At 42.0% G+C, this 17,438-nt stretch carries 26 protein-coding genes; 1 reads left to right on the top strand and 25 read right to left on the bottom strand.

Going from position 1 to position 17,438, the window contains the following annotated elements:
- Positions 1 to 81 precede the first annotated feature (81 nt).
- A complete protein-coding gene (locus G4D54_07960) occupies positions 82 to 756 on the top strand; it encodes a Crp/Fnr family transcriptional regulator (GenBank protein ID QJA02359.1) in 675 nt (224 codons plus the stop codon).
- Positions 757 to 852: 96 nt separating this feature from the next.
- Here the strand turns inward: G4D54_07960 and G4D54_07955 are convergent, their stop codons facing one another.
- The 25 genes from G4D54_07955 to G4D54_07835 form a co-directional block, all read right to left on the bottom strand.
- Positions 853 to 2,004 (bottom strand): DUF349 domain-containing protein, encoded by a 1,152-nt coding sequence (locus tag G4D54_07955; GenBank protein ID QJA02358.1) that lies wholly within the window; start codon positions 2,002 to 2,004, stop codon positions 853 to 855.
- A gap of 544 nt (positions 2,005 to 2,548) precedes the next feature.
- A complete protein-coding gene (locus G4D54_07950; GenBank protein QJA02357.1) occupies positions 2,549 to 3,313 on the bottom strand; it encodes a 4Fe-4S binding protein in 765 nt (254 codons plus the stop codon).
- Positions 3,310 to 3,675 carry a winged helix-turn-helix transcriptional regulator gene (locus tag G4D54_07945; GenBank protein ID QJA02356.1) on the bottom strand — a complete coding sequence of 122 codons (366 nt, stop codon included), beginning with the start codon at positions 3,673 to 3,675 and terminating at the stop codon, positions 3,310 to 3,312. The genes G4D54_07950 and G4D54_07945 overlap by 4 nt, the downstream gene beginning before the upstream one ends.
- A 12-nt stretch (positions 3,676 to 3,687) precedes the next feature.
- Positions 3,688 to 4,461 carry a 4Fe-4S dicluster domain-containing protein gene (locus tag G4D54_07940; protein ID QJA02355.1) on the bottom strand — a complete coding sequence of 258 codons (774 nt, stop codon included), beginning with the start codon at positions 4,459 to 4,461 and terminating at the stop codon, positions 3,688 to 3,690.
- Positions 4,462 to 5,043: 582 nt separating this feature from the next.
- On the bottom strand, positions 5,044 to 5,715 hold the full coding sequence (locus tag G4D54_07935) for a hypothetical protein (protein ID QJA02354.1): 672 nt from the start codon (positions 5,713 to 5,715) through the stop codon (positions 5,044 to 5,046).
- An 85-nt stretch (positions 5,716 to 5,800) separates the two neighbouring features.
- Entirely contained in the window at positions 5,801 to 6,139 is a 339-nt protein-coding gene (locus G4D54_07930) for a transporter (protein ID QJA02353.1), read from the bottom strand.
- Entirely contained in the window at positions 6,136 to 6,333 is a 198-nt protein-coding gene (locus G4D54_07925; GenBank protein ID QJA02352.1) for a DUF4177 domain-containing protein, read from the bottom strand. The genes G4D54_07930 and G4D54_07925 overlap by 4 nt, the downstream gene beginning before the upstream one ends.
- Complete coding sequence (locus tag G4D54_07920) at positions 6,330 to 6,791, bottom strand: NUDIX domain-containing protein (protein QJA02351.1); 462 nt, start codon at positions 6,789 to 6,791, stop codon at positions 6,330 to 6,332. Before G4D54_07920 ends, G4D54_07925 begins: the two co-directional genes overlap by 4 nt.
- A 55-nt stretch (positions 6,792 to 6,846) precedes the next feature.
- On the bottom strand, positions 6,847 to 7,098 hold the full coding sequence (locus G4D54_07915) for an HAD hydrolase family protein (protein QJA02350.1): 252 nt from the start codon (positions 7,096 to 7,098) through the stop codon (positions 6,847 to 6,849).
- Between the two features lie 175 nt (positions 7,099 to 7,273).
- Positions 7,274 to 7,426, bottom strand: coding sequence for a hypothetical protein (locus tag G4D54_07910; protein ID QJA02349.1), 153 nt, complete (start codon positions 7,424 to 7,426; stop codon positions 7,274 to 7,276).
- A gap of 24 nt (positions 7,427 to 7,450) precedes the next feature.
- Positions 7,451 to 7,663 (bottom strand): ATP-binding protein, encoded by a 213-nt coding sequence (locus tag G4D54_07905; GenBank protein ID QJA02348.1) that lies wholly within the window; start codon positions 7,661 to 7,663, stop codon positions 7,451 to 7,453.
- 370 nt (positions 7,664 to 8,033) lie between these two features.
- Positions 8,034 to 8,534, bottom strand: a complete 501-nt coding sequence (locus G4D54_07900; GenBank protein QJA02347.1) for a GNAT family N-acetyltransferase — start codon at positions 8,532 to 8,534, stop codon at positions 8,034 to 8,036.
- Between the two features lie 40 nt (positions 8,535 to 8,574).
- Positions 8,575 to 8,928, bottom strand: coding sequence for a n-acetylglutamate synthase (locus G4D54_07895; GenBank protein QJA02346.1), 354 nt, complete (start codon positions 8,926 to 8,928; stop codon positions 8,575 to 8,577).
- 70 nt (positions 8,929 to 8,998) lie between these two features.
- Positions 8,999 to 9,256, bottom strand: a complete 258-nt coding sequence (locus G4D54_07890; protein QJA02345.1) for a hypothetical protein — start codon at positions 9,254 to 9,256, stop codon at positions 8,999 to 9,001.
- On the bottom strand, positions 9,247 to 9,462 hold the full coding sequence (locus G4D54_07885; GenBank protein ID QJA05173.1) for a class I SAM-dependent methyltransferase: 216 nt from the start codon (positions 9,460 to 9,462) through the stop codon (positions 9,247 to 9,249). Before G4D54_07885 ends, G4D54_07890 begins: the two co-directional genes overlap by 10 nt.
- A gap of 42 nt (positions 9,463 to 9,504) precedes the next feature.
- The gene (locus tag G4D54_07880; GenBank protein ID QJA05172.1) at positions 9,505 to 9,762 is read right to left on the bottom strand and encodes a methyltransferase domain-containing protein; all 258 of its coding nucleotides are present in this window, start codon (positions 9,760 to 9,762) and stop codon (positions 9,505 to 9,507) included.
- A 749-nt stretch (positions 9,763 to 10,511) separates the two neighbouring features.
- Complete coding sequence (locus G4D54_07875) at positions 10,512 to 10,967, bottom strand: pyridoxamine 5'-phosphate oxidase family protein (protein ID QJA02344.1); 456 nt, start codon at positions 10,965 to 10,967, stop codon at positions 10,512 to 10,514.
- 60 nt (positions 10,968 to 11,027) lie between these two features.
- Positions 11,028 to 11,384, bottom strand: a complete 357-nt coding sequence (locus G4D54_07870; GenBank protein ID QJA02343.1) for a helix-turn-helix transcriptional regulator — start codon at positions 11,382 to 11,384, stop codon at positions 11,028 to 11,030.
- 60 nt (positions 11,385 to 11,444) lie between these two features.
- Positions 11,445 to 11,771 carry a nucleotide pyrophosphohydrolase gene (locus G4D54_07865; GenBank protein QJA02342.1) on the bottom strand — a complete coding sequence of 109 codons (327 nt, stop codon included), beginning with the start codon at positions 11,769 to 11,771 and terminating at the stop codon, positions 11,445 to 11,447.
- A gap of 25 nt (positions 11,772 to 11,796) precedes the next feature.
- Positions 11,797 to 11,958: a hypothetical protein gene (locus G4D54_07860; GenBank protein QJA00894.1), complete on the bottom strand. Its 162-nt coding sequence runs from the start codon at positions 11,956 to 11,958 to the stop codon at positions 11,797 to 11,799.
- A gap of 335 nt (positions 11,959 to 12,293) precedes the next feature.
- Positions 12,294 to 12,737, bottom strand: coding sequence for a GNAT family N-acetyltransferase (locus G4D54_07855; GenBank protein QJA02341.1), 444 nt, complete (start codon positions 12,735 to 12,737; stop codon positions 12,294 to 12,296).
- A gap of 197 nt (positions 12,738 to 12,934) precedes the next feature.
- On the bottom strand, positions 12,935 to 13,615 hold the full coding sequence (locus G4D54_07850; GenBank protein QJA02340.1) for a deaminase: 681 nt from the start codon (positions 13,613 to 13,615) through the stop codon (positions 12,935 to 12,937).
- Between the two features lie 456 nt (positions 13,616 to 14,071).
- On the bottom strand, positions 14,072 to 14,602 hold the full coding sequence (locus G4D54_07845) for a hypothetical protein (GenBank protein ID QJA02339.1): 531 nt from the start codon (positions 14,600 to 14,602) through the stop codon (positions 14,072 to 14,074).
- 1,403 nt (positions 14,603 to 16,005) lie between these two features.
- Positions 16,006 to 16,527, bottom strand: coding sequence for a hypothetical protein (locus G4D54_07840; GenBank protein QJA00893.1), 522 nt, complete (start codon positions 16,525 to 16,527; stop codon positions 16,006 to 16,008).
- Positions 16,528 to 16,640: 113 nt separating this feature from the next.
- Positions 16,641 to 17,435 carry a polysaccharide deacetylase family protein gene (locus G4D54_07835; GenBank protein ID QJA02338.1) on the bottom strand — a complete coding sequence of 265 codons (795 nt, stop codon included), beginning with the start codon at positions 17,433 to 17,435 and terminating at the stop codon, positions 16,641 to 16,643.
- Between the last annotated feature and the right edge of the window lie 3 nt (positions 17,436 to 17,438).

Genomic DNA, 17,438 nt, shown 5'->3' with positions numbered 1-17,438 from the left:
TTCTTATTGTAAAGGCAGCTCTTCCCATATTCTGTAGCCTATGTTACAATTCAGAGAGAAAAATTTTAAGGGGAGATGGATATGCGTCAGATTAAAATTCCAGAGGAGCTGTACCACTGCTTTGAAGCGGCAGGCTATCGGCAGCACTATGAGGCCAATGAGGATATCTATATGCAGGGAGATGATGCGGGACGTATTTACTTTATCAGGAAAGGTCGTGTACGTGCCTATTATGTGACCTCACAGGGGCGTGAATTAACGTATGAAATTATTGAAAAGGGCAGGATATTCGGTGAATCCTCCTTTCTTTCACAATGTGCCAGACCGGTCTGCGTGGCAGCAGTTACACAGGTTGAGCTGATGGCCTGCGATCTGAATCAGCTGTATGTGTATATGGAGCAATCCCCCGGACTTATGCAGATCATGCTGCAGCTGCTGTCCAATACCTGTAATCATTTGACCGCACAGCTGCGCCGTATCACGCTGTATGACCGCTATCAGCGTATTGCCAGCCTGCTGCTGTCGGAAACAGCTGCGCCTGATTATGACCGCGGTGTCACTTCTTCCAGCATCCCCTATACCCAGGAGGATCTGGCACTGATCCTGAATCTCAACCGGGTAACGGTAAACCGGGTACTCAGTGAGTGGAAGAAAAAAGGCATTGTGACAGCTTCCTATGGAAAGATCACGATACTCAAGCGTACCAGTCTGGAGGCGCTGTTTCCGGCAGCATCTCCAAAGCATTTGACTCGTTGAACATTCAGTAAGCTTCCTGTGAATACGGATAGCTTAAAAATGAAAAAAGAGTGACATCGACAAAATCACTCTTTTTTTATCATTTGATATCTGCTTCTATTTTGCCAGCGTTTTATCAATATCCGCCAGTTCTTCTTCCAGCTCACGGATAAATTCCTTCTTATCCGCTATCTGTTCCTCCATATCATTGATTGCCCGTTCTCCAATCAATCCGATAATATCATTCTGCATACGCTTGATCTGACGCTGCTGATCCAGGATCAGCTCCTGCTTGCGTGCACGTGCCTCCTGCATTCTCTGACGCCACTGTGCATGCCGCTGTTCATTCCAGTTGCGCAGCCCTTCAAAATAGGAATCCATTGCCGTACGGAATTCCTTCCAGATGTCATCTTCTCTTTCTCTGCCGCAGGAACCGATGCTTTTCCATTCCTTGCTTAGATTTTTCATAACATCCGTATGCTCCCGGGTATATTCCCCGCGCTGTGCAATTTCATTTGCCTGCTCTACCAGCCTGCGTTTTTCCTCGTATTTCCCATCCTGCTGTTCATGCAGCTGATCATAGTATTCGCCTCTTCGATCATAGAATTTCTGACGGCTTTCATTAAAGGCATTCCACAGACGATCCTCATGCTCACGGCCCGCACTTCCTGCCGCCTTCCACTGATCCATCATCGCACGGAATTTTTCTCCTGTCTTGTTCCATTCAACAGAATCCGCCAGTGCTGCTGCCTCTTTGATCAGCCCTTCCTTTATTTCTTTTGCATTCGAGAACTTCGTCTGCAGATTTTCCCAGTGCTCATGCTTGCGGTCAAAAAATTTCTGACGAGCCGCATTGAAGGCATCCCATAATTCATCATCTGTTTCTTTTCCTGCTGTTCCCGATGCTTTCCATTGCTGCATCAGCTCATTCATTTCCTCTGTTGCCTGATTCCAGTCATCGGAAGCAGCAACCTTTTCCGCACGGTCAATCAGCTCCTGCTTAATGGCCTGATTGCTCTGATACCCCTCTCTACGCTTCGCATAAAAGGCATCCATATAGCTGTCAAATTCTTCATTCAGCGTTTCTTCATAGGCACTGTCCCAATAAGAAATGCGTTTCCATCTCCTCTTTAAATCTGAAATTTCACGGAACACCGTGTTCCAGTCGGAAGATATTTCAATATTCTTCGCTTCTTCAATCAACGCCTCTCTGCGCCGAATGTCCTCATCATAGTCATTTACTTCAAAATCATCATGATCATTGTACATATGTATTCCTCCAGTAAGGGCGATTCCACCACAATCGCCTGCTATCAACTTAAATTCTATCTCAAATACGCTAAAAAGTCATTCATTTCTTTCATTTTTGTATAGAAATTGCGCTGATTATCATAATTTGGCGATAAAAGATAAAAAAATACTACATCACTGCATATTTTCATAATCAAAACAAGGCTTCTTCTGTAATTGTCTACTCAAAATATACGAAGCGCAGATTTTCCTCCATAGCTTCGCTGTCTCTTATCAGACTGTAGGGTTTATCTGCATGGTGAAGAACACCTGTTGCATAAAAAAAAGCATGATGCACAATCATAACATCCAAAAGCAGGTGAGTTGTTAAAGCAAAGATGATTCCGCTATACCGTTTCTGCATCACCTCTGTTTACATACAGCCTGCTTCTATCTGATGGAAGGCTGCATCACCGAGCACTGTCTTGATGTTCAGTCAGCTATCCTTCATCATACTGATGATTCTTTGGATTGCATAGCGTAAAGGCAGAAAAGCTGTCCTTACGTTTCTGCCTGTATATCATCATTCTTCCTTTGAAACCACATGTGAGCAGAGATAGCGAACCTTCCCCTTACTGCTGTTTCCATATTCAATCGCTTCTTTCGGACAGCTGCAGATACATGCCATGCAGTGGGTGCAGCTTTTCCCCCAGTCCGGTACCCCCTGCTTCAGTTGAATATTGCCCAGCGGACAGACCTGTTCACATTTTCCGCAGGAAATACATGCATCCGTTGCGTAAAATTTATCCGCATGTACGATCAAAGGATAAAATAAAGGATTGATCCAGGCACTGTTCACAAAATCCCTCACACTTATTTCCGGTTTTGGTATTCTGCGATGTGTCCGTATATACTCAGCTGCCTCTGCAATCTGCTTTTCTGCGTTATGGATGATGGTTAAAGCCTCCTGCTTTTTGGGAGCATCATAGAGTGCGATATAGTTTTCCGGCATGACGATTTGCATGCATCCCTGATAGCTCCATCCTTTTTCTTTGCAGAGCCGTTCAAGATAAGCACCGGCGTTTCCAATCGATCCGCCGCAGGTCATTACAAAATACAGTTCCCTGCTTCCCGTCAGCTCCACTTCTTTCAGCCATTCATGAACAACACGCGGAATCCGCCATGCATAGGTTGGAGCAACAATCACCCAGGGCTGCTTTGCATACAGTGCGTCCTTCTTCCTGTGTCGTATGGAAGAAAACAGATCAAAGCCTTCATCCTGCAACTCCCTCTGTAATCGTTTTGCCACATAGGCACTGTTTCCGGTTCCTGAAAAATATACAATCATAGATGTCTCTCCTCCTCTTCCTTCTGTAAATGAATCACACTGTCATAGATGAGGTCAATCAGCTGCTTGACCTGTTTCCACTGGGTGTTGTCCGCACTGATATAATAATAGTTTTTTGTCCCCTCCTTCCGCATATCAACAATACCTGCTACCTTTAGAATCTGCAGATGATGCGATACAGAGGGTCTGGTCAAATGAGCCCTTTCAGCTATTTCATTGACACGGATTCCCGATCGCTCGCTTTGGATCAGTATCAACAAAATGACCTGCCTTGTTTCATCACCAATGGCAGTGAATGCCGTTTTACATGTATGAAAGCCGCTGGTGATATGCGCAATGCGCTTCTGACATTCCTTATCCATGAAAGTCCCTCCCTACATATAGCGGATATCGGCTGTATCCCGCTGTGCACTTCTCTGATATCGTATCTTAGGATACCCCAGAAACAGCGTTGTGACCGCTTTTTTTCCTTTTGGTATGTGCAATGCCGCCCGCAAGCTTCGCGAATGGTTCACCACCATGGTGAAGAATCCGCTGTACAGTACCCCCAAGCCGTTTGCCTCCGCAACAAATTCCATATTCTGTGCAGCCAGTGCCCCGTTAATTTCCTCTTTTGCTGCTATAACGATGGCAACCGGTGCCTGAAAAAAGAAAAAGTGATCATCAATGACGGTTCTTCTGGCCATGGAGCTGAACAGATTTGCAACCGGCTTCAATCTTCGAAAGAATTTCACTGCCTGCTGCTCCAAAGAAGCCTTTTCTTTATCGATAACGATATATGTCACATCCTGTTTGTTTTCTGCTGTATGTGTCAGTCTGCCTGCTTCCAGAATCTGAGAAATCACTTCGGCAGGGATTTCCGTTTCCTGAAACTGACGAATGGTTCGACGGAAACGAATCACCTCCAGCACCTTTTGAGGATCAAGGCGTACGCTGGATGCCTGCTCAACGGCAGCTTCACTGTAGCCGCTGATCGTGACGGCTTTCTTCGGACAGATTGCAGCACAGTGTCCGCACATGATACACTCTGCTTCCAGTATCTCTGCCTTTTTATCTTTTAGTTGTATATTGCTGGTGGGGCAGTCTTTCGCACACTGATCACAACCGATGCACAAGGAAGGCTTTATTTGTATTTCATGTCTGTTCATAACGGACTCCTTTCGTTAACATTCTTTAACCATTATAACAAACTTCTGCAAAATTGCAGTATCCGTAAAGAAACTCGTTACCAAAGAAATTATACACAAAACAGGAAAAGACCTACCCTTCATATTTCAATCTTTCGCACTCCCTGCTTCTAAAGCATCTCATGATAACCGGATGCTTGCTTTTTTGCTTAACGTCCTTTTCAAACCGGAACATAGCAGTGCTGCAGCTTTGCTATACACAGAATGACATACAATATCGAAAGCTGCGCATATATCGGAGGGTCTTTCTTACTTTAAGGTGTTTGCAAAAGGAAGACTTCAACTTCTATTGATAAATACAATCGTGTTGAAGTCTCTCTGCTTTGAGTTTCCCTACAATCGAGAAAGAACCAAATTGGATACCGTGGTTTTTTGAGATAAGAATAAAACATGAAAAAGAGCTGTCTTTGCAGCTGCGTTTTCAATTATACAGTATATTTTGATGAATCATTCCATGATAGTTTGTTGAATCTAAACGCACACAGCGACCACTTATAAATTCAATCAAAGCCTGCTGCTTTCATTCCTATATATGAGATTCCTTTACTGTCCCTTACACCTTTTCATACGAAGGACAGCATCCCCGTAATAACAGATATAGGCAGCATTTTCATCATGAAACAAGATAACCTGCTCCGCCTGTTTCTTTTCTTCATCATATAAATAAACACTTGATGCGGAAGTGGTGAGGATGTCCAAGTCGGTTTTCATAATACGATCAACAATCTCTTTCATATTCACCCGCAAATCATATTGATACGGTGTGGTTTCCTTCACCTCCCAGTTTGATACTGCGGATTCCTTTTCATCATACTGGAAAATACAGTACCCCCAGCGACCGTGTCCATCCGTAAATGTACAGGAGTAGAATTGCTTATCTGTGTACAACTCCTTCAGCTCATGATTGCGTATAGAAACTCTGGCAAAGCTGTCATAATTCCAAATCGGCTGATCGATATCCTTTGTTTCTTCTTGAACCCACATCGCCATGAATCGCTGCACACTCTTATGCTTCATAAATGCCATAGCCGCTGCCGTACCATCTCCCCCGTAATACGAAGCTATCGCCTTTTCAAGCGATGCCTGCTTCAAAGAAAACAGCATATCCTTATTCCACATGCTTTGTACTGCAGTATATCCGGCAGTATCCTTACATGCCGTCATAAAAAATATGACCGACAGAGCAACCAAAAGCATTCTAATCTGCTTTATCATAAACCTTACCTTCCGATATGCATCCCTGCCCCCACAATAGCTGCACACATCTTCTTCCTTTCTTTACAGGCTGTCAGTAACACCCTTACTCTTTTCTTCTGATAAATTCCACAAAGGCAAACATGATGGAAATAACACTCAGAACAGCAACAATCAACTCCGACATGTTGTTTGCATACTCTGCCATCTTTGGCTCCATAATGCCAAGTATGAGATAATAGCTGCACCAGAGCAGCCCCAGCAAAAGAACAAGGCAGGTGACATACTTGAGCAGACCTGCCGCTTTACTGATGAATTTGATATTTCTTGCGATTTGTTTCTGCGTATAGTCCTTTTTTATCAGCTTCTTTTTTACACCGCCGCCCACGGCACCTAGGATCAGACCTACGGATAAACTGACGCATATCGAAAAGTATACACTCATAAGATCCCATCCTTTTCAAATATCAGATCGATTCTGCGGATACAGCCGTTTGCACTGATTTCTGTCGGTATCATTCCAGCATACCGGTAACCCTTTACGGCATAGTCATTTATGATATCACGATGCTCCATCGTGACTGCCAAAACCACATCCTTCATTATGTAAGCAACATTACCATATTCATATTGTTTCATAGGGTCTCCTTCCTGCGAACCTCTTGTAAATAGTCTTGTTTCTGTGTCCTCAAATAAGCATCAATGAATTTTTTTGAAGGCGTGTATATGTTCTTTGGAAGCTGATCGACTGGAAACCATTTCCAGACATCCTGCTTTTCCGGCTCCATAACACAAAGCGTCCCGCTGCAGGCACGGGCTATCACCTGAATGGTGACATAATGCTTACCCGGCTGCAGATCATCAACGGCACAATACACCTGTAAGTCTTTGATATCCAGATTGGTTTCCTCTTTTGTTTCCCTTACGGCATCCTCTAAAATCGTCTCCCCGTATTCCTGCTTTCCACCCGGAAGACACCAGGAATCTGGTTCATAAATCCCACCGGTATCCGCTGCATTGCATACGCGGTGTCCCAGTAGCAGCCTTCCGTTTTGAAGAATCAAAACACCGATTCCTACACGTATATAAGCATCCATAAGCTTCACTTCCTTTTTTCCTTGATATTCAATCAATCATCATGCAGATGGCCTGTCAGATCAGGTGATTTTCCTTACAATACCGGTAAATTTCTTCCTCCCTGACACTGCCGCAGATTACATCCGCCACGGCCTTTACATCCTGACTGGCATTGTCCATGGCGATGCCGGTTCCAACTGCCTGCAGCATTTCAATGTCATTGATACTATCTCCAAAGGCGATGGCTTCCTCTTTGGTGAACGGAACATAGTCCAGAACCTTTTTGACACCGAGTCCTTTTCCACCATTTGCCGGAATGATATCCACCGCTCTCGTTTATTCCTACCTTAATCTAAATTATAGTAAACAAAAGAGGTAATGTACAGCAAATACGCCGCATTACCACCTTTTCCTGTTATATTTCGTATGCTACAGGCTTTAACGCTTGGACGCATGGCGGATGAGAGAAGCCCCGCTGTAAATATGCTGCATTCAAAATCTGTTAAGCACAGACCTTTCCACCATTCCAGCTTCTGCTGTCGTCATGCAGCTGTGAGGCATGATGACAGTCACTATCTGTTTGACGGTAAGCCTTACTGCCATACGCGTTGTCTTTATCAGGTCTTACAGCACCGTTTTTTGGAATCCGCGGCATGTGCTTTCCCCTGTTGCTAAACTTTCACACGGTATGTGTTTTCTCTGCAGTATTTGGCAGCCGTATACAGATGCACAGCCTATTTTGCGCATACTCTGCAGAGATGCTGCCATGCATACGCTCCAGTAGACTCCGTGCGATTTCCAAGCCGAGGCCTGTACGCGAGAAAGCATTGCCGCATTCAAGCTGCGCACAATCTTTCTTTGCAGCATATGAACAACCGGTTCCTAATTCCATGTTGACTCCTTTCATGAATGTTTATACGATATGGGCTTCTTCTACTCCAGCAAAACTGTTTGGAAGTCTGTCAAAGATTTTTAACATTTGCATATGTTCTCTGTTTTGTATCTGTTTTATGTATCCTTTCTACGAATATACGAAATCAGAGTTGTTCTGTAATATGAATCAAAGGGGTTTTGTATAAGAGACAGTTTTATGCATTTTGCGGTTCTTCTTTTAAACGGCCGCATCTATATGGAGTCGCATTCCCCATATGTACCAGTGCCAGCACATCTGTTCTGCATACATTCCAGAATTGTATATCCACACATTCGCTTTCTGCATGACATGCTGTACGATCGTGTGGAGGATGCCGATCGACACCTGTTTATTTATCTGTATTCTTTGTTTTCTGCATCACATCATAGCATAGGAAATCACCGTTTTCTGTCGGTATGATATGATATGCACTTTCCCTGTAGCCGCGTTTGATATAGATTGCCTTTGCCGGAAGTGATGCATCGAATCTACAGATATCTGTACATTCGAATATTTTCTGCTCTGCAAAATCCATTAGCCTGCGGCCATATCCCTTTTTCTGGTGTGCCGGCAGAACAAACAGCCTGCATATCTCATGATTCTTCAGCGTGACAGTACCGACGGCAAGCTGCTTCTCATTCAATAAAAGATAAACACTGCCGGCTTCCAAGTCCTGACGAATTCCTGCGGCATTATGGTGTGAGAGAAAAAAATCTACTGCGCCCTTCGGATAATAGTGAGGATAGATTTCCTGTATCGTTTCTCTGGTGATCGTACGTACCACCTGCAATGTCTGTTCTTGGAATCCTGCCTGAATGATTCTGCAGCCCTCCGCATTTTCGTAATTCATAATTCACCTTCTCCTTTTCGTCCTGTTATCCATATGCTTCTTATATTTCTATGAGAATGGAGGTTCCCTTACTGTGGTCACCATTGAGCCACTGCCACTGCTCATGTAATTCTATGCAGTTAGCCTTTAGAACAACTGGTATGCTGTGGCACTTCCCGATTTTGATTTCTTTCTTTATATTCAGGTGCTGATAGGTAAAGTCCAGCATTCCTGCTTCATCCACAGTTCCAATCAGAAATCCCTTCAAGATATCTCCGCCTGCATATTCTGCCCATATGACAGTATCCTTTTGATGGTAATGAAATACAGTCTGCTCACTGACCTCGCCATTCGCACTGTTAAGCTTTGGAATGAAGCTTTTTCCATCATAATCTATGTTATTTTCATTTGCCATCGTTATCGCCTCCTGTTTATGATCTTCCCTACTGCCTGCTATACAACGCGCCTTGCGTTTGGCATGCGCACTATTTCAGGAACATCACATTCTGAACCTTTTCCGTAATCCAGATTTCATCCTGCAGTATTTCAATATCATATCCGCTGACCGTCTTTTCATCAAAGGATTTCATAATGCATTCCAATCCGAACGCAGCATCCATTTTTCTGGGAAATCTGATCTGTGTTTCAAAAGAATCATGGTATGTAAAACCGGCAGTCTCTGCAAGCTGCCGCCATTCATACAGCGTATAAAATTTGATATGTCCATCCTTTTTCATCTGCATATAAGCATCGACAAATCGTTTTTCATCATCTTCATTGGGTGCTGGTCGTAGAGAAAGAAACAGCCTTTTTGCCGCAATACACGATATACTTCCTGAAATGTTTGCGTAATTGCGGGAAAATGATGCAGAGCATAGCGGGTTATGACCATATCAAAGGTTACAGCTTCGAATGGAAAGTCTATACCTTCATAGCATATAAGATGCAGATTTCTCCTATGTAAAGCATTTGCTTTATCACGATTCCTGCATCATGTTTCCGCAACGATATCCAGCCCATATATTTCACAGTCCGGATATCGCTTCGCAATTGCAAAGGAAAGATAACCTGTTCCTGTTCCCAGATCCAGTATTTTCATGCCCGGACGTATCGGTAGAAAACTCAGGATTGCTTCCAGGTGTGATGCGTCCTGTGTTTGCATATCATAATATGCTGCTTTTTTGAAGCTTTCTTCGAATCCTTGTTTTGTTTTCTCTATACTGTCTTTTGAATTCTGCTCCATGTCCATTTCCCCTTCCATGAAGAACAATCACTTTCACAAGTTTACGCTGAGTTATATTCAACGCATATCGTTCTATGCCGTTTTTTCAGCTGAAGCATAAGCTTTCCAGAACTTCCTGCAACCTTTAACAGCTCTTTGTGTAACTCATCCATGACTTTTTGTTATGGATATAAAATAGATGTAGCTGGTCATCCCACGGATCAGGGTGGTACAAAGATGGTGATTCTATGTAAAGCTACTGCAAACACAAAGCTTTGTATTCATATTTAGATGTACCGATCTTGAATTAAGATCCATTAACCTCAGGTTGAGGCTAGACGGGAAACGTGATGATATATCACTTCGTGAAAAGATTTAGATCCACTAGCCTCAAAAGAGGCTAGACCATTTGTGTCAATAAAGCCTGTTATGTAGATTATACTTAACAAAAAAGGGAATGTACAGTCTAATCTGCACAAAACCCTTTCCATAATTGTCTGCGGATATCCGATTCCTGTGAAAGGCATACATAAAATCCGAACGCATTACATGGTTTTTCCTTTTATTTCGCTTGTCCGGTTTCCAGCAACAGCCCACCTCCTGATCAATATATCCACAAAAAGCATTTACATTTACTGATGCTGAAGAAACAGAAGCTTCTGCTCTTTGAAGGCATATGTAGGTAACAGCCTGCAATATCCTTCTGCTTTTCCGACCATGAATTTCATTTCCCTGGGGCATATGCTTTTATCCATTGCATTTCAGCAGGGAATCGATTATTCAGGAGTTATCGGTTTCACAGCAGGTACAGCAAACGTTTCCGAATGAAAGTTGGAATAATATCTGCCCTTTGTTACAGTAATCTTTAAAACACAATAATCCGGATCCGTTACTCCCTCAGGATAATACATGGTATCCCCTTCTCTCCATATCATTTCCCTGCTTTTAGTATCCTCCAGAATTTCTGCAGTTCCTATCAGCATAACACCTCGAAAATAGCGTTTATCACAGAAATAAATACATGCCTTCGGGTTTTCTCGGTACTGTGCTGCCCGCATGGAGGATGTGTTTGTCGTAAAATAAAATGTTTGAATACCGATTCTCTTTCTCGGAGAAAGCATTGCCTTCGTGTTTGGAAAGCCGTCCAGATCCACGGAGCTGACAAATGCTGTTGTCTGTTTATCTATCAGCCTGCCAATCGTTGCTTCACAATCTTTCATCATATCACTCACCAACCTTTCCTCCATTGTAGTCTGATCGGAAGCATTTGTACATTACCCACTTTTTTGTGACTATATAAGTCCCTTTTCCTTCAAAAATTCCTCACGGTTATCCTCCAGCATCATTTCCACTCCGATTTCCTGCATGATTGCAATCGCCTCCAGCATATGCTCTCCGCGCTTGGTAAGATAATATTCAACATGCAGCGGATAACCGGCATACGTATGCTTTTCAACCATACCGTATTCCAAAAGCTCCTTCAGCTGTTCCATCAGCATTTTCTGTGTGATGCCCAGTATTTCTTTTTTCAAGGAAGATAATGAGCGGCGCCCTTTTCCAAGCTGCCACAGAATAATCGGTTTCCATTTACCTTTTGTAACATCATGCGTCAGCTCCAGAGGACAGGTGTATTCCATACGTGTTTTCAAATTGCTCCTCCTGTTTAGCTTTATCACAGCACTTGTATAGAGGCCGTGCAGTACATACCTTTACCAGCGTTTCATGTTTCTTTCGAATTTTTCTTTATATGCTGTCTTTAATTCTTCGGAAGATATATCATAACACAACAAAATATCGTTATAATACATTAGAACATCAGCTAATTCTTCAATTAGATCTTTTCTTATATCTTCCTGATGAGCCGCTTCAAAATCCCCATGCTTTTTTACGATGTCTATGACTTCGCCTATTTCTCCAATCATCCAAAGCAGCTTGTTCCTGCCTGCTAGAACAGAAATACCTTCCCATTTATCTTTATATTTCTCTTGCAAAATCAGCTGCATTTCTTTCATTTCATTGATCGTAAATTCATCCATGTTATCCTTCTTTCATTCTGGTTTATTACTTTCCCTTTTCTATACATTCAGGCAAGCTGCCAATCAGCAGCCCAACCACTAAACCAAGTGCTATATTATCCAATAATAGTCCGCCCATAAATCCCAAAATCAGGCCCCATGCGATTTTATCATTAGAACTGGATTTTCTGTTTTTCCTGTTTTTCACCATCATCCTCCTGCGCATATTCTGCTTATAGTAATCTATTCATGCTCATCTATGAGTTCCTTGTAGTCCTGATATCAACAAATGGGTAGGTAATGGATTCTCCAGTGGGAACTGTACACCTACCTTTGATAACATTCATATTACAAGCCTGTTTCAGAAAATTCTGATGACCAATGGTATCTACAAAAGCTTGATTGCACATAATCTTCTTCTATTGCCTTTTCTATTATATATAAGAATGAACCATATCTTTGATCAGGAGGCTCAGACCTATACATACAGCCTTTCCATACCCTGTGAATATTCTAGCAGATTCGTTTGTGTAATCGTACAGATCAATTCAATTTCATATATAAAAGTGGGTATGGATTGCCTTGTTCATCACACTCTGTCCTTTTATACACTTTAAATCCCATGTATTCATAAAACCCTTTTGCTAGAGGATTTTGTTCATTTACTGCCAGATCATTCACTGAATATTTTTCCATTCCGAATGTAAGCAATTCTCTGCCCAAGCCTTTTCCTCTTTCTACGTCAGAAATGAAGAGCATTTCAAGATGCTGCTCTGCAATTCCCATGAATCCTATGGGAACCTGATGTTCATTTACCACGATAATTAAATACGGTATTTCCTGTATTGCCTGTGGCACATAGTTCTTAATATTTTCTATTTCTTCCTCTGACAGGAAGAGATGGGTTGCTTTTACAGAGCTTTCCCACACCTCTAGCAGCTGCCCTGTCAGTGTTGGATTTCTATCTATTGCTTCCATGATTTTCATTTTGTTATCCTCCGTAATTCTAAAATTTTTTATGCTGTCAAAGTACCATCAACAACAAGCACTGCCTAACCAATACAGCCAAGTGAAACAGCCCTCCTATTGCATATGCTGTTACAGTATCCATAAAAGAAAGTGTGCCGTCTTTTCGCCATAGCGCCTATATACTAAAATACTGACATTTTAAACCGACCAGCTTTTCAATTGATCACTTTATATCTTAGGCGAATATACGAATTTTTCAGTACATCACACGCTTCCAGCTTCAGTACTCCCAATGCATGCAAATCATCTACAGATGTGATGGAAGCTCCGTCAATCAGTGTTGCAGTATCTTTTCCGCCAATCAATATCGGGGCAACAACAATATCTATATAGTCCAGCAATTTCTTCCTCAAAAAAAGTCCGTTCAAGGTACCTCCTGACTGTACCGTTAATCGACTGCATCCATAATCCTCTTTTAAAATTTTCAAAGCGCCTGCCAGATCCAACGTATCCTGCATGATGATGTGTAAATTATCTTCCTTTACTAAAAATGCCGGATGTGCGGGGTTTTGTGTAATCAACACAAATTCCTTGGACAACTGACAGAAATACCGAATGCCGTGCTCCGTTAGATGATGATTATCCAGCAACACAAAGGATACAGGCGATTTTGCCGGGAAATCCTCTTCATTTACTCCCATTTTCTGCTGAACTCGACCGGTATTAAAGGACCATAGATCACTCATTTGTTCAAATTCATAATATTGATGAAGTCCCTCCTTAACGCCGGTTATATTAGGAAAGTCTTTATCGACATCCATTTCATCCGATGACCCGGTACTGATTTTCCCATCTACTGACATCAGCATAAACAAGGTGGTTACTGCTCTATCCATAATTCATTCCTCCTATGACTAGCTTCATTCTAACACAGTGAAATGAAATTGTCATGAATGAATAAACTCCCGAGTTGCAAGCTGGATTTCTTCATGAGGTAAAAAATAAAAGCAGTCACCTATTTACCACTTATTGACATAATCGAGCTTACTCAATACTTATATCCTTTCGGAATATATGATGGAACTGCTATTTTAAGAATAGTGAATACAAAAAGAAGTGAATTCTATAAAAGACTCCACTTCTATTTCTATCGCTTTGATATTGCCTAGGTATCTTTCTAAATGCGATATAACGTAATTATAGTATATTTAACGCTTTTGCGTAATACCTCTGTATAAATCTTCATAAGAAAGGGCATTATTTCTATATGTTGAAGTCTCAAAGAAAATATCCTTACGCTGCATGATGCAGACTTTTGCATGATGAACAGACACTGCTCCCTTGCAGCTCCTTTATAGGTGAAATTTTTTGATTATCCCATCTGCAACATCCTCAGGTGACTGCCCCATCATATCATATTTTGCTTCAATAATGGTATACACACTGCCGTACCATACCCGATCCTTGTAAATTTCGCTTAGATAATAATCACGATGTGCATTTTTATATTCATCATCTACATAGATATGATCATTTTCATCACTAAAAATCAAACGATTATAAATATTCTCAACCGTATCCTTCAGTTCGATTGCCAAAACATCATCCCTTTTCAAAATCTCTTTAAAATAATCAGGATATGATATAGATGTTACGGACACCACCTTGTTATTTTTACGCTTTACCAATTCACAAATAATCCTTCCCCTCTTTTCATCTCTTTCTTCAATTGTCCCGATGCCAACAAATTCCTCAATCGTTATGTTATAGCGCTGCTTAATCTCCTCATCTATATCATGAAAGTCATATCCTAATCTGTCTGCCAATAATTTACCGGTTGTTGTTTTTCCAACATTGGGAACACCAAAAAGTAAAATATTCATATCGCTAACACTCCTTTTCGCCTCAGTTGTATGCTGTATTCTGACGTTATCATATCATCATTCGCCTTTTGATTCCAGACCGTGATGTTTTATTCTCGAAAGCGGTCCATACTGACATATATCAAAAAGAATAAAGTATGCTATGTATATAGGGAACTCATCGTTTCTATTTTCATATTCATATCCTTCAACATCTGATGGATAAACTTTTTCCGGCGTCGATAACAAATCCCCTACCATTTAACGTTTGATACTCCCTTTCATGAAAAAGATACCCATTTAAACACCTTTTCGATTAAATACATGTTAGCGAAACGACTTCTACTTCTCTATTCAAAGGATATTTGTCCATTGTGTTACATGTAATCGCTCTATTTGCTATGTTATACACTGAATTTTCTAAGCATCGATAAGCTTTTATATTATTCATACAATAACAACTGGATGATTTTTCAAAGTCTGTACAACATGCTTATTTATACATACACACTTCTTTCAGTACAAATTAAAAGAATTGCATTTAAATTGCACCACCATTGTTGTAAATATCTTATCAGGCAGCATATCACTCAATAAAACAGATGTACAATGACCTATTTGATCGATACTTCACAGCCCAACTACATCCCCTTCCATCTTTTCATTGTCCCCCTCTTATATTTATCTCATAAATACTTTGTTATAACAGAAGCAATTTTTGAGTTTCACGCATGGTCTTATCCCTTCTTTCCTTTTTCATGTTTTGCTTCAGGAATATGATCGGGTGATCCTCTGTCACTGTTATTTTTATGGCAAATGAAGTAGCCGCAACAATGTCCGCTGATAATTGACAGACTTGTGCATCATGATATAGAAAAAGGTGCCATGTGTTAAAATTCTATAGGAATGCGAAGAAAATATCGCTCAGAGTGACATGCAGAAAGGCCGGGGCTTTTGTGATTGAGATGCATACATCATCATTATGGTTTGTATATGTTTTTTCATGGGCTGCCCCTCCTTTTTTTCGTATCGCAAGGGTATCACAAATGCCGATAGAAATACAACTAGATCTTCAAACCATTCTCAACTCCCCTATCAAATAAAAATGTCCAAAGATATTCTGAAAGACAAATCGCAAAGATGGATATATGAATACTGTATATAATGTGAACATATCGTGTATCCGGAAAGTATTTTAGACAACCTGCAGAAATGAACTTTTATTCATCGATATTTGAAAATCCCCTGCAGATCTTCTGTGTTTTCTTTCTGCTTTTCTTCCCCTCTCAACATGACGGTTTATACATATAACTGGAAATAATTATAATTCGCCAAATATGCAAATTCCCATAATACGTAAAGACCCCTGCAATACATGCAGGAGTCCGTTTGTTATATGAATCGCCTGAAAAAGGAATCAGCTGTTAATCTTCGTATTCTTCGTACTCTTCGTATTTTCTATCTGTTTCATCATAGTCGAATGCTTCCGCATAATCCTCACGCAGATCATCATCACGCAGTCGGCAGTTTCTCATGCAGCGGCGATACTGCTCACGGCAGCGGTCCTCACAGCTAGGGCGTGGCGGACACGGTCTTGGCGGGCATGGTCTCGGTGGACATGGTTTTGGCGGACACGGTTTTGGTGGGCATGGTCTTGGTGGACACGGTCTTGGCGGGCATGGTCTTGGCGGACACGGACGGTGATTGCCGCAGCCACAGCCATGAGAGTTTCCATTGCTTCCACAACCGCAGTCATTGTCATGGTGATGACAGCCGCAGCTGCCATGATTACCACCGCAGCCAGGACGGTAGGTGTTGACACAGGAACAGCGGGAACGGCTTTCCGTATTGCAGCCGGACTGGTTTACCAGAATTCTTTCTCCATTGCGTGCGCAGGAAGACCCGCGTCCGCTGTTGGAAGAACAATTGCATCTTGAGTTATACATGTAAGATTTCCTCCTTTATATGAGATTTCATCCATCTCAATCCACTATATGCAAATGTCCGATGCCCAACATAGGCGTATCACAATGGTGGAGGGAAAATCTGTGTTTTTTTCTTACTTGCTTTCCAGCATGGCGCGGAATACATCCAGTCTGGTATAGGCGTTGACATTAAACCGCGGCAGTGCATAGGAATCATCACTGCGTTTTGCTTTGCGGTTCTCATTGTATCCAAAGGCAAGGCGCGTGCCGTTATCCTTTAGAATTTTCTGTATTCTTTTATTATATTTCCCATACGGATATGCGTAATAGGTGATAGAGCCCTGCTTTGCGGCCTGCTCCGTATCCCTTTGCAGCTGTTCATCGTTTAGCTGATCGATGCGAAAGCCATCCGCATTCTTATGATGAAGATCATAGGAATGTGAGAAATACTGAAGCACACGTTCATCCTGCATATCCGCATGGGAAGCATGCTGGCGAAGCTTAGGATCATAGGGACCGTGCTGCTCATCAATAGCCGAGCCAATCACGAATACCGAGCCGGTAAAGCCATAGCGCTTCAATACCGGCTGTGCAAATTTCGTCGTTGAATAAAATCCGTCATCAAAGGTGATGGCAATACTTTTCTCATCCAAATCTTTCTTCCCCATCTTCCAGGCATATACATCCTCCAGTGTCACACTGTGGTAGCCCTCTTCCTTTAACAGCTGCATCTGCCGTTCAAAATCAGAGAGGGAGATCACCCACATGTTGTTCGGGAAGAAGGCCTGTTTATCAGCATCCGGAACAATATGGTGATAGCCGATAATCGGTATGCCGTCCTCGCGGTTAAACGCCTGCACAAGCGCATTTCCCGCATACAGCAATAGCAGGATGCAAAGCAGGATGACCGTTAGCTTTCTCTGACGCATAAA

Source organism: [Clostridium] innocuum (assembly GCA_012317185.1).
Classification (GTDB): domain Bacteria; phylum Bacillota_I; class Bacilli_A; order Erysipelotrichales; family Erysipelotrichaceae; genus Clostridium_AQ; species Clostridium_AQ innocuum.
Note: the sequence above shows the minus strand (reverse complement) of the source record. Positions and strands in the feature narration are given on the sequence as shown.